Genomic DNA, 17017 nt, shown 5'->3' with positions numbered 1-17017 from the left:
ATGAACTTATATCGCTTATAGGTTAAAAAAAATTAAACGCACAAAAAAAGCCTTGAATTTCTTCAAGGCTTTAAATCTGGGTGGCTGACCGGGTTCGAACCGGCGACCCGCGGCACCACAAACCGCTACTCTAACCAGCTGAGCTACAACCACCATTTTTGCTTAGCGAGTGCAAATATAGAACAAAGGTTGAGTTCTACAAAGAAAAAAATGAAAAATTTACAATAAATTTTCTAAGCTATTGACTGCCAAACACCTTTCAACAGTAAAACCTTCGGCAAAATCCTTACCAACTAGACGTCCTAAGTCCTGCGCACGATATTTTACACTTTCTAAAAAGTTTTTACTTGTAATTGGCGTAGCAGGTTCATTTGAATTTGGATCATAAAATTGCGTTTTATAAGCCAAAATTGATTCAATCTTCTTTTCTTCAAAACCCGTAATATCAACTACAAAGTCTGGTTCAATATTTTTCCATTGAATATAATGATAAACTACTTTTGGTCTCCAAGCTTCTTGCTGCTCTCCATCTATAGAAGTTTCTATTTTCACCAATCCTGATAAAAAACAAGCATCAGAAACTAATTTACTTCCTTTTCCATGATCGATATGACGATCGTCAACAGCGTTGCATAAAACAATTTCAGGTTTATACTTACGAATCATTTTAATGACTTCTAATTGATGTTTTTCATCATTTACAAAAAAGCCGTCACGAAGTCCTAAGTTTTCACGAACAAGTACTCCTAAAATCTTTGCTGCAGCTTTTGCTTCCTCATCTCTAGTTTCGGCAGTTCCGCGCGTTCCTAACTCGCCGCGTGTTAAATCAACAACACCAACTTTTTTACCTAGAGAAACTTCTTTTAAAATTGTCCCTGCACAACCCAATTCTACATCGTCAGGATGCGCGCCAAAGGCTAATATGTCTAATTTCATTTTTTTTGTTTCAAGTTTCAAGTTTCAGGTTTCAAGTTGTCAACAGAACTTGAAACCTGAAACTTGAAACAATTTATAAACTATTTTTTTAAAACTCTTTTCATCGTCATTGATTTATTGACGCTTTCCTCCCATTCTTTCTCTGGAATACTTTCTTTGGTAATACCGCATCCCATATACAAAATGGCTTTATTTTCCTGAATCTGCATGCATCGTAAATTTACAAATAAATCAGAACTCACATTATTCCCAGTAAAACTTCTATTAAGCTCTCCGAGAAATCCGCTGTAAAAAGTACGATCGTAATTTTCATTTTCAGTAATAAAAGCTTTTGCTTTTTTCTTCGGTAAGCCACAAACTGCAGGCGTTGGGTGAAGTGTATCAATAACTTCTTCTAAAGTCGACTTATCCTTTAAAACTCCCGAAATATCAGTTCTAATATGCCAGATTGATCCCGCTTTTAAACTATATGGTTCAGAAACCACAACCGAAGCCGTAAATTCTCTAAGCCTTTTTACAATAAAATCAGTCACAAATTGCTGTTCCTCTTTTTCTTTTTGCTGCCAGACAATCTCAGTTTGCAAATCATCTTTCTGCGTTCCCGCCAATGCCATTGTTTCAAAAACATTTTCATTTGCTTTTAGCAGTTTTTCCGGCGTCGCTCCCATCCAAAGTCCAACTTTCGGATGAAAAAAACAATAACAAAAAGTCGCTGGATATAATTGAACCAAATGCTGAAAAGTTGCGACAAAATCAAATTCAATCAAAGGCACTTCTTCACTTCGTGATAAAACTACCTTTTTAAATTCTTCATTTTTGATGGCTTGGATTCCTTGTGCAACCAAATATTCGTATTGAAACTTAGCTTCAGAATCAAAATTCAAATCATCACTTTCGATTGATTCAAATGAAGTTAACTCTTTTTCTGCAGTAATAATTTCCGATTCATTTTCAGGAATCAGAATCAGTTGTTTTTCATCAAAAGAAGCGAACACAAACCCTTTCTCACTATAATCTGAAACGGTATATAACGTATTATTTTGCTGCAAAATCCCAATCAGATCTGTAGTATTGGGTTTAGAATAAAGTACAAAAGGTAAATTCAGTTCTTTATGCTTTTTAATTTTCAAGAAAAATGGATTCATAATTTATTCACTTTTCTTTCTGTCCAAAACCATATTCGTCAATTTGCAAAGCGAAATCAAATTCCCTTCTTCATCCGTAATTTTAATTTCCCAAAGATGAAGACTTCTGCCTTTATGAATAATTCGTGCTGTTCCAAAAACAACACCTTCACGAATACTTTTTAAATGATTTGCCGAAATTTCGATACCACGAACTTCTTGTTCCTTTGCATTAATAAAAAAATGCGAAGCGGCACTTCCAACACTTTCTGCCAAAGCTACCGAGGCTCCGCCGTGCAATAATCCCATTGGCTGATGAACACTTGGGTTAACAGGCATTTTTGCCGTTAAAAAATCTTCTCCAGCATCGATATATTCTATTTTCAGCGTTTCCATCAATGTATTTTTAGAAAACTCATTGCAGTACGCTAAAATCTGTTCTTTTGTATAATTCATTAAATAAACTTTAAAATCGTAAAATTAAAGAAAGATAAGACACAAATTGAAAAATCAGATTCTAAAATTAAAAATTCAACTTCAAACGTGTAAGTTTTTTGTTATTTTTACAAAAACAATCAAAAATTAATCTTTGGCCAATTTTTTTTTGCCACAGATTACACAGATTTACACAGATTATTTTTTTCTGCATTTAAGCAAAAATCTTTTTTAATCCTTTTCAATCTGTGGCTAAAAAAACTATGTAAATGCGTCAATACTTTGCAATCTTCGTTCTGGGTTTAATTTTAGTTTTCAGTTCATGCCGAACTGACTTTGATACCGTTGCCAGTACTGGAGATTTAAAGTTTTCTAAAGACACCGTTTATTTGGACACCGTTTTTAAAAACATTGGCTCAAGCACTTATCAATTAAAAGTGTATAATCGAAGTAAAAACGATATTTCGATTCCTGTTGTGCAATTCAAAAAAGGTCTAAACTCAAAATACCGCATGACTGTTGATGGTATGAGTGGCAATAATGGTAAAATTTTTAACAATGTTACACTTCTTGCAAAAGACAGTTTGTACATTTTTATTGAAACCACTGCAAATATTGCAGATGCAGATCCCGCAGATTTTTTATATACTGATGAAATTCAATTTGACAGCGGCGCAAATCTGCAGCAAGTAGCTTTGGTGACTTTAATTCAGGATGCTGTTTTTTTATATCCGAATCAAAATCCGAACGGAACAAAAGAGAAAATCAAAATCGACGGCAAAGATGTTGACGGATTTTATCTCAACGAAAATGATCCTGTAAACGGAAATGAATTACTTTTCACCAAACAAAAACCGTATGTAATTTATGGTTACGCTGGAGTTCCAGAAAACAAAACAGTCACATTCGAAGCCGGCGCAAGAGTTCACTTTCATACCAACTCAGGATTATATGTTGGTAAGAATGCTTCTCTTCAAATTAACGGAACTACTTCAACAACAGAAAAACTTGAAAATGAAGTTATTTTTCAAGGCGATCGACTAGAATCCCTTTATTCGGATATTCCTGGACAATGGAAATCGGTTATTCTTGAAAACGGAAGTAACAACCATTCAATCAAAAATTTAACTTTAAAAAATGCGATTACAGGATTAGATATTAGAAATTCAGTTAACACAATTCAAATTAAAAATACCCAAGTTTATAATTGTGCTGAATATGGAATTTTAGCACAAAACACCCGAATTAATGGAGAAAATCTAGTTATAAATTATGCCGGCCTAGCCAGTTTATCATGTGTTTATGGTGGAAATTATAGTTTTACGCATTGCACTTTTAATAACAATTGGCAAAGCAGCTCACACTTTGCAGTTAATCTAAGCAATAGTTTGGCAGGTAAAATGCCAGAAACGAATGCGCTGACGCAGGCAGCTTTTAATAATTGCATAATTTATGGTTCAAATACCAACGAGTTTAATTTAAACAAGAACACAAACGCACCATTTATTTATCAATTGAACAATTGTCTTTTAAAATTCAGCAGTTCAACCACAAATCCTGATTATCAATTTAAAACGGATACGCAGCATTACAGCAACATCATTCTCAATGAAAATCCGAAGTTTTATAATGTCAATCAGAATAAATTCAATATCGATAAAACTTCTGCCGCTTTCGCGAAAGGAAATCAGTTGTATATAATTCCGTTAGATATTTTAGGAATCACAAGAACTTCTCCACCAGATTTAGGAGCTTATCAGAGTGCAGTTTTTCCAAAATAGTTTTCACACAAAAGACATTTTTTTTCCACCATATAAATTATAGAAGAAATTTAAGTTTTGTGAGATTTGTTGCTCGCAAAGTCGTAAAGTCGTAAAGTTTTTTTATCAATTAGGCTTAAAAAATAGGCTTTGCCTCTTTGTGCCTTTGCGAGATTAAAAAATAAACTTCTAAAATGAACTTATATAACTTATATGGTTCAAAAAATCCTGTAATTTTTTTTCAAAAGAGTTTGTTATCAAATTTGCGCTTGCTATTTATTTACATTAAATTTGCACCTCAATACAACAAACTACACAAAACAATGATCCATTTCTTTGAAAACCAAAGCAAAACTGTTTTTGCCGTACAGACGCAAAACGAAATTTCAGCTCAAGACATTTCAAAATTAAACTGGCTTTTTGCCGACTCGAATAAGATCGAAAAATCCGCATTGACGGGTTTTTTTGTTGGTCCTCGCGCCACTATGATCACACCATGGAGCACAAATGCTGTAGAAATCACTCAAAACATGGGTGTTCCGGGCATTATCAGAATTGAAGAATTTCATCCAGCAACGGAAAATTTCACTGATTTTGATCCGATGCTTTTTCAAAAATTCAACGAATTAGATCAAGAAATCTTCACTATCAACATTCAGCCGGAACCAATTCTGGAAATTGATGATATTGCAACTTACAATAAAGCTGAAGGTTTAGCTTTAAGTGACGAAGAAGTAGAATACTTAAACAATCTTGCAACAAAACTAGGAAGAAAACTAACTGATTCTGAAATTTTTGCTTTCTCACAAGCAAATTCAGAACACTGTCGTCACAAAATCTTCAACGGAACTTTTGTTATTGACGGTGAAGAAAAAGAAACTTCTCTTTTCAAGTTAATCAAAAAAACATCACAGGAAAATCCTAACGATATTGTGTCTGCTTACAAAGACAACGTTGCTTTTGTAAAAGGACCTAAAGTGCAGCAATTTGCACCAAAATCAGCTGACAAACCTGATTTTTACGAAATAAAAGAATTTGATTCGGTTATCTCCTTAAAAGCTGAAACACACAATTTCCCAACAACAGTTGAGCCTTTCAACGGAGCTGCAACAGGTTCTGGAGGAGAAATTCGTGACCGTTTAGCAGGAGGACAAGGTTCATTGCCATTAGCAGGAACTGCAGTTTATATGACTTCATATTCTCGTTTGAACGATGACAGAAAATGGGAAAACGCTCTTGAAGAAAGAAAATGGTTATACCAAACACCAATGGATATTCTGATCAAAGCTTCAAACGGAGCTTCAGATTTCGGAAATAAATTTGGTCAGCCGTTAATTACAGGTTCCGTTTTAACTTTCGAACATTCAGAAAACGACCGTAAAATTGGTTACGACAAAGTAATCATGCAAGCGGGAGGAATTGGATACGGAAAATTGGATCAATCCATTAAAAAGAAACCGCAAGAAGGCGATAAAATCGTAATTCTTGGAGGAGAAAATTATAGAATCGGAATGGGTGGTGCTGCAGTTTCTTCTGCAGATACTGGAGCTTTCGGTTCAGGAATCGAATTAAATGCAATTCAGCGTTCAAATCCAGAAATGCAAAAACGTGCTGCTAACGCGATTCGTGGTTTAGTAGAAAGCGACAACAATCCAATTGTTTCTATTCACGATCACGGTGCTGGCGGACACTTAAACTGTCTTTCTGAATTAGTAGAAGAAACTGGAGGTTTAATTGATTTAGACAAATTACCTGTTGGAGATCCAACACTTTCTGCAAAAGAAATTATCGGTAACGAATCTCAGGAAAGAATGGGATTGGTTATTGGTCAAAAAGATATTGATACATTACAAAGAATTGCCGACAGAGAGCGTTCGCCAATGTATCAGGTTGGAGATGTTACGGGCGATCACCGTTTTACTTTTCAATCAAAATCAAATGGTTCAAAACCGATGGATTATGCTTTAGAAGATTTCTTCGGAAGTTCTCCAAAAACGGTTATGAACGACAAAACTATCGATAGAAAATATGCTGATGTTGCTTACAACGCTGCAGATTTTGAAAGTTATTTAAAAGACGTTTTACGTTTAGAAGCTGTTGCTTCAAAAGACTGGTTAACTAACAAAGTTGACCGTTGCGTTGGAGGAAAAGTAGCTAAACAACAAAATGCAGGTCCGTTACAATTGCCTTTAAATAATGTGGGCGTTATGGCTTTAGATTATTTAGGTAAAGAAGGAATCGCAACTTCTATTGGGCACGCTCCTATCGCTGCTTTAATTGATCCAGTTGCAGGATCTAGAAATGCAATCGCAGAATCGTTATCAAATATTATCTGGGCGCCAATTAAAGATCAGTTAAAAGGAATTTCATTATCTGCAAACTGGATGTGGGCTTGTAAAAACGAAGGTGAAGATGCTCGTTTGTACGCTGCAGTTGAAGGTTGTTCAGAATTTGCAATCGAATTGGGAATCAATATTCCGACAGGAAAAGATTCACTTTCGATGAAACAAAAATATCCAAACGACGAAGTAATCGCGCCGGGAACGGTTATTATTTCGGCTGGAGGAAACTGTACAGATATTAGAAAAGTAGTGGAACCAGTTTTACAGAAAAACGGAGATTCTATTTATTATATCAATTTATCTCAGGATGATTTCAAATTAGGAGGTTCTTCTTTTGCACAAATTAGAAACACTATTGGAAACGAAACTTCTACTATAAAAGATGCTTCTTTCTTTAAAAATGCATTTAATACGATTCAGGAATTAATCGGCGAAAACCAAATTTTAGCAGGTCACGATATCGGAAGCGGTGGTTTAATCACTACTTTATTAGAATTGTGTTTTGCTGATGTAAATCTTGGAGCAAAAATTGATTTCTCAGCTTTCGCAGAAAAAGACTTATTAAAAATCCTTTTCGCTGAAAATATCGGAATTGTTTTCCAAGCTAAATCTGATGCAGCCGTTGAAGCTAAATTGAATGCTAATAATATCGAGTTTTTCAAATTAGGAAAAGCAACAACTACTGAGACTTTAGACCTTGGACTTTGGACTTTAGACATAAAAGCTTACAGAGACGTTTGGTTCGAAACTTCTTATTTATTAGATCAAAAACAATCTAAAAACGGAAGAGCTCAGGCACGTTTTGAAAACTATAAAAATCAGGTTTTAAATTATACTTTCCCTGCACATTTTACAGGTAAAAAACCGGAAATCGACAATTCTAAACCAAGACCAAAAGCAGCTATTATTCGTGAAAAAGGAAGTAATTCGGAGCGCGAAATGGCAAATGCAATGTACTTAGCTGGATTTGATGTAAAAGATGTTCACATGACCGATTTAATTTCGGGTCGTGAAACTCTTGAAGATATTCAGTTTATTGGTGCTGTCGGAGGATTCTCTAATTCAGATGTTTTAGGTTCTGCTAAAGGTTGGGCGGGAGCATTTTTATATAACGAAAAAGCAAAAACAGCTTTAGACAATTTCTTTAAAAGAGAAGATACTTTATCTGTTGGAATCTGTAACGGATGCCAGTTGTTTATGGAATTGGAAGTTATTAATCCAGAACATGAAGTTCACGGAAAAATGCACCATAACGAAAGCCAGAAACACGAAAGTATTTTTACTTCTGTAAAAGTTCAAGAAAACAATTCGGTTATGTTATCGACTTTGGCTGGAAGTACTTTAGGAGTTTGGGTTTCTCACGGAGAAGGTAAATTCAATCTACCTCTTGCTGAAGAAAACTATAACATTGTTTCTAAATATGCTTACGAAGGATATCCTGCAAACCCAAATGGTTCTGATTACAACACAGCAATGATGTGTGATAAAACAGGAAGACATTTAGTAATGATGCCTCACATTGAGCGTTCAACTTTTCAATGGAACTGGGCACATTATCCAAAAGACAGAAATGACGAGGTTTCGCCTTGGCACGAAGCTTTTGTTAATGCCAGAAAATGGATTGAGAAAAACTAAGAAATATATTTTTACTAAAACGCCCGAATTTTATCGGGCGTTTTTTTTATAGCCACAGATTATCACAGATTTTTCTTCTATCAATTAGAAAATCATTCTAATCCTTTATCCCGATAGCTATCGGGAGTGGCAAAAAATCACTTTCCCACAATCTTATCATTCTGAGAAACGAGGAATCACACTTGGGATTCGACAAAGATTATCCATTTAGATTGTGGAGTTGCTTGTGTGATCACTCCTTCGTCGAGATAACAAACTATGCATATTTGTGGTTAGAATAAAAACAAAACTATTTAAAACTATTCTAAGATTAATTTAATGGTATCTTAAGACAGCTTAAGCAAGCGTAAACATTCTGGTAAATATCTTTGTTTCATGAAAAATATGATCCAAAAATTATTCTTGCTAATTTTCTTATTTACTATAAGCCAGTTTTCTTTTGCTCAAAAAACCGCAGCTATAAAAGGAAACATTACTGACGGAAAACTTCCTGTCGAATTTGTTGATGTGGTTCTAAAAAGCGCCAGCGATTCCACCAAAATAGCCAATTACGCAGTAACTGATGTTTTAGGAAACTTTGCTTTAGAAAACATTCAATCTGGAGATTATCAACTTCAATTTAAAATAATTGGGTTTAAAACTATATCTCAAAAAATAAAGGTTTCTGAAAGTCCAATTTCTATTGGAACCATAAAATTGCAAACCGACACCAATTTACTAAATGATATTGTTGTAAAGTCTCAGAGAAAACAAATTCAAAGAACAGATGAAGGATTTGTTTTTAATGCCGTTTCAAACATTTCACAGTCCGGCGGTACAGCAACAGATATGTTAAAAAGTATTCCGACTGTTGCAGTTGATGCTGAAGGCGGAATAACACTAAGAGGGAAATCGCCAATGATTTTGATTAATGGTAAAAATTCGGCCATTACAAATATGGATCAAATTGCGGCAAGCAGTATAGAAAGTATCGAAGTCATAAGCAATCCGACAGCAAAATATGACGCTAATGCTGAAAGCGGAATTATAAATATTAAGCTTAAAAAGAACAATCAACAGGGGATAAATGGAGCGGTAGTTCTAGGCGCTGGTTTTGGTGCTAAAGGAAGAATGAACAGCTCTGTGATCTTAAATCATAAAACTGAAAAATGGAATTTTGGTTTAGCCTATGATAATCGTTTTGCCGGCAGAACTAAAAAGATAAATGCTGACCGAACCAATTTTTTCATAGACGACGAACATTACATTCATCAAAATAGAGATGATGCTCGTACAGAAGGTTTACAAAACTTAAAATTTAATGTCGATTTTACTCCAAACGACAAAAACAGCTTTTCATTTGAAGCACTCGGAAATTTAGAAAATCAAGACAACGACGAAACTTTATACACACAGGTAAATACAAGTACAAATCAGTTTTTTTCGAGCAACAAACGTCATTCTTTAGAATTGGAACGTACAAAAGTGGGGGAATTTGCTTTTAATTACGACCGAAAATTTTCTGACGACAGAAAAAGTCTAAACGCAAGTATTACTTCTTCTTTCAACAAACACAAAGAGAACACCGATATTGATACTTATAATTATGACGCTTATAAACAACAAATAGGTGATGCTGCATGGCAAAGAACTCATAATTATACAAATGAAAATATCTCGAATGCTATTCTAAATTATACCATTCCTGTATCTGAAAAATCAATTGTAGAAACTGGATATAAAGGAACATTTCGTTTTTTTGACTCAGACTTTGAAAGTGCCGATTTGACAAACGGCGAATATATTGTTAATCCTTTGGCAAGCAATACTTTTAAATACAACGAACAAATAAATGCTGTTTACGGAATGTTGAATTCGTTTATTGGCGAAACTGACAATCCTAAGTGGAAATATAATTTAGGACTTCGTGCAGAACAAGTTTCAAACAATGGTGAAACGCAGAAAAACACTGATAATTTTTCAAATCATTATTTAAAATTGTTCCCTTCCGCTTCTTTACAAATGAATTTAAAACCAGATGAGTTTATCAAATTTGGTTACAGCAAGCGTATTAACCGTCCAGATCTAGACGATTTAAATCCGTTTATTGATATTACTGATGCGCTGAATCCTCATACTGGAAATCCTTATTTAAAACCTGAGATTATTCATATTGCTGAAGCAAGCTACAATAAAAACTGGGAAAACTATTCTTTTTCTACCAATGCTTTTTACCGAAATGCAAAAGACGCGATTAGACAGTATGCAGAATTGCAGGATAATGGTGTAATTTTGCAGCAACCAAGAAACATAGGAAGTACGGTAACTTATGGTTTAGAAACTATTTTCACCTTAAAACCATTCTCTTTTTACGATGCCAATATTAGTTTAACCGCTTTCGAACAAAAAATAGATGCTACAAATCTAACTCAAGATGTGGTAAAAAATGCTTTTAGCTGGTACGGAAAAATCATCAATAATTTTGTTCCTTGGAAAGGCGGAAAACTTCAGATTATCGGAAATTACAATTCGGCTTTAACAACAGCACAAGGAAAACGAATTCCGGTTTATAATGTCGATATGGGTTTTCAGCAGAAACTTGGAAAAGGAAACGCACGTTTAGGTTTGGTTGTTACCGATATGTTTAACACGCTCGAAAGCGGTTACAAAAACAACACTTTACTATTTAGCAATAATAGAACTAACAAATCAGATACTCGTGCATTTATGCTGACTTTTGCTTATACTTTTAAATCTGATTTTAAAGAAAAATTATTAGAAAATCAGTTCTCTACAGAATAGTTTTTTACACAAAAATAAAAATATTCATTCTTATAATTTGGATTCTAATTTCTACTGAAATTTGAACTATATTCGCCAAAAAGTTCGAGCCCAAGAACTTTTTGGCCCATTCCAAAAACAAATTAACCTACATAGAATGAAATTTTACAAAGCACTCCTTTATGCGCTATTTCTAGTCGCAGCTCAATCGCATGCACAAATTAAGATTGACAAAATAAGATATAAAATTCACGATCATTTTATTACAACAAAAATTGGCTATCCAATTGAGGGAACGTTTTTATATGAAGGAAAAACCGAGCCAATTGTACAATTGAATGCTAACGGAACAGGAACTTTTCAATACGAAGATCTATCCAAAAAAAGTATAAACTGGGGAATTGAATGTTCTGAAGACGGCATTCCAATTTTTAAAGAAGGTTACAACAGCGCTTCATATACCATGTGGTACAAACCAAACAATGAAGAAGATTGGATTTATGTTCAATTTTCAATTCATTTCAACAAGAAAAAAATGTTCATAATGGGCGAACGAATCAAAGATTATTCTGAAGATTCTGAATCGAAAAAACGCTCTTAAAAAATAAATAATTCTTGTTTTTTCTAAAATTTACTACAAAAAAGAAAACGTTTTCGTTGATTTTTAAAAGTACCTATAAATTTTCCCATAAAATTCCATAAAATTAAAAATTATACCTATTTTTTATTTAATTTGCGATAAAATTCAATATATTAAACATGGTTTCAATCACACGCCTTTTTGATTTTCCCTATTATCAACAAGAAACTTACGATCTTCCAGTTGCGTTAGCAACTAAAAAAAATGGAGTCTGGGAAAAAACATCTAGCCAGGAATATATTGCAAAGGCAAATGCTGTTTCGAGAGCATTATTGCGCATGGGCGTTCAAAAAGATGATAAAATTGCCCTAATTACCTCAAACAACCGTACCGAGTGGAATATTATGGATATTGGTATCCAGCAGACTGGTGCGCAGAACGTACCTATTTATCCAACAATCTCTGAGGAAGATTACGAATATATTTTGAACCATAGCGGCAGTATTTATTGCTTCGTTTCAGATGTAGAAGTACTTGAAAAAGTAAATCTTATCAAAGCAAATGTGCCGACTCTAAAAGAAGTTTATTCTTTTAATGAAATTGAAGGCTGTAAACATTGGTCTGAACTATTAACTCTTGGTGAAGACCAAAGCAATCAAGCCGAAGTTGAAGCAAGAAAAGACAGTATAAAAACAGATGATTTAGCCACTATTATTTATACTTCTGGAACTACAGGAAGACCAAAAGGTGTTATGCTTTCGCACAGAAACATTGTTTCTAATGTTTTAGACAGTGCACCAAGAATACCATTTGATCCAGGAAAAAGCACTGCTTTAAGCTTCCTGCCTATCTGCCATATTTTTGAAAGAATGATTTTGTACATCTATCAATATTATGGTATTTCAGTTTATTTTGGTGAATCTATTGAAAAAATCAGTGACAACTTAAAAGAAGTTCGTCCAAACGTAATTACAGCTGTACCAAGACTTTTAGAAAAAGTTTATGATAAAATTTATGCTAAAGGAAGTGAATTAACAGGCATCAAGAAAAAATTATTTTTCTGGGCTATTGATTTAGGATTAAAATACGAACCATACGGAGCCAACGGTGCTTGGTATGAGTTCCAGTTAAAAATTGCTCGTAAACTTATTTTCAGCAAATGGAAAGAAGGTTTAGGAGGAAATTTAGATTTAATGGTTTCTGGAAGCGCCGCTTTACAGCCACGTTTAACAAGAGTTTTTGCTGCTGCAGAAATTCCAGTTATGGAAGGTTACGGTTTATCTGAAACATCGCCTGTAATTGCTGTAAACGATCAAAGAAACAGAGGTTTTAAAATTGGAACCGTTGGAAAACCAATTCGTAACATCGAAGTAAAAATTGCCGAAGACGGTGAAATTCTTTGTAAAGGACCAAATGTAATGTTAGGTTATTTTAAAGATCCAGAAAAAACTGCCGAAGCTTTACAAGACGGTTATTTCCATACTGGTGATATTGGTGAAATCGACAGCGAAGGTTTCTTGAAAATTACTGACCGTAAAAAAGAAATGTTCAAAACATCAGGAGGAAAATACATTGCACCGCAAATCATTGAAAACGCGATGAAACAATCTCGTTTTATTGAACAGATTATGGTAATTGGCGATGGTGAAAAAATGCCTGGTGCTTTTATTCAGCCAAATTTTGAGTTCGTAAAAGAATGGGCTAAAATTCATAAAATTACTTTAGGAAATACAGATGCCGCAATTAGTGCCAATGCCGATGTAATTAAACGTATAAATGAAGAAGTCGAAAGCATCAATGAAAAATTTGGAAACTGGGAAAAAATCAAACGTTTTGAGCTTACTCCAGATGTTTGGTCTATCGACGGAGGTCAGCTTACTCCTACTCTAAAATTAAAACGTAAAATCATTAAAGAAATCTATAAAGATCTTTACGCAAAAATCTACGATCACAATTAAAATTCCAAAATAATTAACCAAAGAAAAACGGCTGTCTAAATTTTAGACAGCCGTTTTTTATTTAATGAAAATCTCTTCAATTTACCAATTTCATTTTGGCAGTTTCGAACTTCTGTTTACTAGAAGAACATACTTTTAAAATCGTGAAAAAAATTCCTTCTCTTAGACTTTTTCTCAGCCTTTTCTTTTTTCACAGAACTCTTTTTTTCAAAAACTGCTTTAGCTTTCTCAATCCGTTTAACTGGTTTTGTTTCTTCAGTTTTAGAATTTTCGTAAAACTTTTTGAAAGGACGCGGCTCAAAATCAACCAAAATTGCTGCCATATTTATAGCATCTATATTTGATGGATCTGTTTCACCTTTAAAGAAAGTTTCGATAGGTCTAAACTTATCTTTCTTCTCCTTAAACTTATTCTTTTTGGTGTGATCGAAATCTAAGCCCAAAAGATTACTAAAAACATTCGAGTCATCTTTTGTTGGGTTATTTTCGAAAATCAACCAGCATAAATCACGAAGTTTTCCACGAGAAGGCTTGTACAAATAATCAAAGTATTTACCTTCTTTTTCTAACTCGTATTTTTTTCTAATTGCTTTTTTATATTGTTGTAATGTATTGTTTTGCATGATATTTTGATTTTGTAATTCTTGGGAATCTCAGGAAATCGAAGGCTTTTCTAAGAAATCCAATACCACAAAAGTTCAAAAGCACCATTGCTTTAACAGAGAAATATCTCTAAATGATATATATAATTTCCTTAAAATTCACCTTTCCATTCCATAGGTTAATAAGCTCTAAATCCATCTTTCTTCTCGAGGCAAATGGCGGCTCACTAAATTCCACTTTATCTGTTTGACCACTATAGTCTGACCTAAGTCCTATTTTTTGATTCATCCTTAAATTTTTATTATTAAACTTTCTTTTTTAAGCTTCTGAGATACTATCCCGAAGCTTCGAGACTAAGCAGTTACGCTTTTTCTTTTTGAACTCTGAACCTTTGTCACTTTCTGTCTTTGCCTCTAAGGCAAAAAAAAAGCACCCAATAAAAGGTGCTTCATAACAAATACGATATAATTATCCTATTGTCTATATTGATGCACCAACATGTAAAAGCATTCACTATTCGAAGTCGCGGCTGCTAGTCTTGGGTTGTATATGTATAATTTAAAACTCATTTTGTTTTATTTTTTAAAATTGTTGTTGTTGTTGTTGTTGTTGTTGTTGTTGTTTGAAACTCGTTGCTTCAATTTTGTCAGGCAAAGATAATATCGAAAAAATCATATTTCCAAATATTTTTTAAGATTAATTTTCTGACTATCAATCAATTAACCCTAAAATTAAAACAAAGAAATCCCTGTCCGCAAACTGGTGCAGATTTATCTTTTTATCAAATGACTGTTACTCATCAGATTACTTTCCAAGATTATATTTCGCTATTTTGATTAATCATTAAACATTTGGTCAATTATTTTTTTAAAATATTTTTGGTTAAGGTTTATTTTTCATCTTTTTGTTGTCATATTGAGCAAAGTCGAAACATTTTTCTTGTCACACTGAGCGATTTTTATTGTCACACTGAGCGAAGTCGAAGTGCTTTTTAAGCGAAGTCGAAGTGCTAAAAACAAAAAAAGCGCCCTGAAATTAGGACGCTTTTCTATTTTATGATGAGTTTAACTCTTAATTTTACATTATCCTTTCATAAAAATACATACGCATCCAAACATCTCAGCTGGAAAATCTCCGGCTAAATGTTCAAAATTTTTGCTTATTGAAAGTATCATATGTATTTTTCTGTTTTTTAATTACAGATACAAATGTAGTATATTTTGTGATAATTTAACAAATTTTACAAAAATTAAGTTATTTGCAACAAACCAGCTCGAAGATTTCTATTTATAAGTTTTGCATTTCTCTCTTGTTCGAACGAGTCTCCCGATTGTGAATTCAATTAAAAATCAAAATAATTAACCAAAGAAAAAGGCTGTCTTTTATTAGACAGCCTTTTTTATTTCACGAAGATTTCCTTTAATTGACTGATAACGTTTCCACCGCCTGAAATTGTGATTTCACCAATTTTATCAGCGATTTTCTCCACATATTCCATTTCTTTCAATTTCCACAACATTTCGTTTTCTTCCATCAGCTTTGCAGTGTTTAGCAAACTTCTGGTTGCGGCGGTTTCTTCTCTTCGCATGATACTGTTAGCTTGCGCTTTTTTCTCGGCAACCAAAACCTGATTCATGATTTCCTTCATATCTCCTGGCAAGATTACATCGCGAATTCCGGCATCAGAAATTACCAATCCCAACTCGTTGATCTTAGTCGTTACTTCATCCAAAATCGCTTCGGCAATGGTGTCCTTTTTGCTCAATAATTCATCCAAAGTCAATCCACCAACAAAAGCTCTCAAAGCCAATTGCATGGCTACATACAATTGTTTATCAAAGTCTTTATTATCGACCAAAGCTTTCATGATATCAACCACTTGGTATCTCACAAAAAAGTTGATTCGTAATCCTGCTTTATCCTTCGTTAACAATTCCTGACCAGAAATCTCGACTTGTTGTTGTCTTGCATCAACAGTTTTAACTTCGATCGTGATAGCGTTGTTCCAAAAGTAGTGTGTTCCGGCTTTTAACTCTTTTACAAAAGTTCCGTTTACAAACAACAATGCTTTATCATTGCTTGAAACAATATACTTTCTTGTAAAAAGTCTCAATTGAGTATTTTCTAACAAATTGACAGCAACATTCTCTGTAATTTCAATTTTAGAAACATCCACTCTTGTGAATTCATTTTTCACAATACCTTTCCAAAAAGCAAATCTGCCCGCAGGCAAAACACCTTTAAAGTTTCCGTTTACGAATTGCAAAACAATCTCATTATCGGCAACCTCAACAATTTGCAACATAGAAGCCAATTTTTCGTTTTGCAACAAAATATTCAACTCAAATGGCGCCTGAAAAGCTGTATTCATATGGTAAGTCATTACATTTTTGTCTCCTAAAATCCAATGCAAACCCGCTTCTAATACATTCACTAATTTTCCGTTCTCGAATACCAAACCCACTTGGTAAGCTTCGATTTTAATTCTTTTTATCATAATATTTTTATTTTGTTTCTTTTATCTGTTTTGTTTCAAGTTTCAAGTCTCAAGTCTCAAGCTTCAAGTTTCAAGTTTAACACTACCGAAATCTTTCTTCTATCCTCTTTCTTCTATAATCTTTCTTCTATAATCTTTCTTCTATAATCTATTCTCTATCTTCTATCTTCTCTAATCTTTCTAAATAAAAAAACTTCATTGTCTCTCTCCTCCGAGAAAAACGGACAAACAGCTTGCGGTTTGTTTACTCCTATTGTTTTGCGATTCTATTTTGTAAAAGCGATTCTAAGAATCCTTAAACAATCAAACCGAAAAGAAAATGAGTATTTCAAAATACATTTCTGTTCGCACTGGTTTTATCATGAGTGTGAAATTTAGTCCCTCCCT

General features: G+C 33.7%; 10 protein-coding genes and 1 tRNA gene. 5 read left to right on the top strand and 6 right to left on the bottom strand.

The genetic code is table 11. The annotated features are described in order from the left end of the window. Nucleotides 1-79 precede the first annotated feature (79 nt). From B0A81_RS14710 to B0A81_RS14695, 4 genes are all read right to left on the bottom strand, one after another. A tRNA-His gene (locus tag B0A81_RS14710) sits at nt 80-153 on the bottom strand. 66 nt (nt 154-219) lie between these two features. Further along, nucleotides 220-936, bottom strand: a complete 717-nt coding sequence (bshB1, locus tag B0A81_RS14705; protein ID WP_089058775.1) for a bacillithiol biosynthesis deacetylase BshB1 — start codon at nt 934-936, stop codon at nt 220-222. 80 nt (nt 937-1016) lie between these two features. Continuing rightward, the gene (locus B0A81_RS14700; protein ID WP_089058739.1) at nt 1017-2081 is read right to left on the bottom strand and encodes a chorismate-binding protein; all 1065 of its coding nucleotides are present in this window, start codon (nt 2079-2081) and stop codon (nt 1017-1019) included. A 3-nt stretch (nt 2082-2084) separates the two neighbouring features. Beyond that, a complete protein-coding gene (locus tag B0A81_RS14695; RefSeq protein ID WP_089058738.1) occupies nt 2085-2516 on the bottom strand; it encodes a PaaI family thioesterase in 432 nt (143 codons plus the stop codon). A 248-nt stretch (nt 2517-2764) separates the two neighbouring features. Between B0A81_RS14695 and B0A81_RS14690 the strand changes: the two genes are divergently transcribed. The 5 genes from B0A81_RS14690 (at nt 2765) to B0A81_RS14670 (ending at nt 13530) form a co-directional block, all read left to right on the top strand. Continuing rightward, nucleotides 2765-4276 (top strand): hypothetical protein, encoded by a 1512-nt coding sequence (locus tag B0A81_RS14690; protein WP_089058737.1) that lies wholly within the window; start codon nt 2765-2767, stop codon nt 4274-4276. 302 nt (nt 4277-4578) lie between these two features. Then, nucleotides 4579-8232: a phosphoribosylformylglycinamidine synthase gene (gene purL / locus B0A81_RS14685; protein WP_089058774.1), complete on the top strand. Its 3654-nt coding sequence runs from the start codon at nt 4579-4581 to the stop codon at nt 8230-8232. Nucleotides 8233-8607: 375 nt separating this feature from the next. Next, entirely contained in the window at nt 8608-11013 is a 2406-nt protein-coding gene (locus tag B0A81_RS14680; protein WP_089058736.1) for a TonB-dependent receptor domain-containing protein, read from the top strand. Between the two features lie 136 nt (nt 11014-11149). Beyond that, nucleotides 11150-11593: a hypothetical protein gene (locus tag B0A81_RS14675; RefSeq protein ID WP_089058735.1), complete on the top strand. Its 444-nt coding sequence runs from the start codon at nt 11150-11152 to the stop codon at nt 11591-11593. Nucleotides 11594-11751: 158 nt separating this feature from the next. After that, complete coding sequence (locus B0A81_RS14670; RefSeq protein WP_089058734.1) at nt 11752-13530, top strand: AMP-dependent synthetase/ligase; 1779 nt, start codon at nt 11752-11754, stop codon at nt 13528-13530. A gap of 119 nt (nt 13531-13649) precedes the next feature. Here the strand turns inward: B0A81_RS14670 and B0A81_RS14665 are convergent, their stop codons facing one another. Together B0A81_RS14665 and B0A81_RS14660 are read right to left on the bottom strand one after the other, a co-directional pair. Next, nucleotides 13650-14153 (bottom strand): hypothetical protein, encoded by a 504-nt coding sequence (locus B0A81_RS14665; protein ID WP_089058733.1) that lies wholly within the window; start codon nt 14151-14153, stop codon nt 13650-13652. A gap of 1379 nt (nt 14154-15532) precedes the next feature. Further along, entirely contained in the window at nt 15533-16630 is a 1098-nt protein-coding gene (locus B0A81_RS14660; protein WP_089058732.1) for a slipin family protein, read from the bottom strand. Between the last annotated feature and the right edge of the window lie 387 nt (nt 16631-17017).

Source organism: Flavobacterium plurextorum, assembly GCF_002217395.1.
GTDB classification, from domain to species: domain Bacteria; phylum Bacteroidota; class Bacteroidia; order Flavobacteriales; family Flavobacteriaceae; genus Flavobacterium; species Flavobacterium plurextorum.
This window is presented reverse-complemented; position numbering and strand designations above follow the sequence as displayed.

Coding starts and splice junctions, on each gene's coding strand:
- bshB1 (WP_089058775.1), bottom strand. CDS start 936: ATGAAATTAGACATATTAGCCTTTGGCGCGCATCCTGACGATGTAGAA.
- B0A81_RS14700 (WP_089058739.1), bottom strand. CDS start 2,081: ATGAATCCATTTTTCTTGAAAATTAAAAAGCATAAAGAACTGAATTTA.
- B0A81_RS14695 (WP_089058738.1), bottom strand. CDS start 2,516: ATGAATTATACAAAAGAACAGATTTTAGCGTACTGCAATGAGTTTTCT.
- B0A81_RS14690 (WP_089058737.1), top strand. CDS start 2,765: ATGCGTCAATACTTTGCAATCTTCGTTCTGGGTTTAATTTTAGTTTTC.
- purL (WP_089058774.1), top strand. CDS start 4,579: ATGATCCATTTCTTTGAAAACCAAAGCAAAACTGTTTTTGCCGTACAG.
- B0A81_RS14680 (WP_089058736.1), top strand. CDS start 8,608: ATGAAAAATATGATCCAAAAATTATTCTTGCTAATTTTCTTATTTACT.
- B0A81_RS14675 (WP_089058735.1), top strand. CDS start 11,150: ATGAAATTTTACAAAGCACTCCTTTATGCGCTATTTCTAGTCGCAGCT.
- B0A81_RS14670 (WP_089058734.1), top strand. CDS start 11,752: ATGGTTTCAATCACACGCCTTTTTGATTTTCCCTATTATCAACAAGAA.
- B0A81_RS14665 (WP_089058733.1), bottom strand. CDS start 14,153: ATGCAAAACAATACATTACAACAATATAAAAAAGCAATTAGAAAAAAA.
- B0A81_RS14660 (WP_089058732.1), bottom strand. CDS start 16,630: ATGATAAAAAGAATTAAAATCGAAGCTTACCAAGTGGGTTTGGTATTC.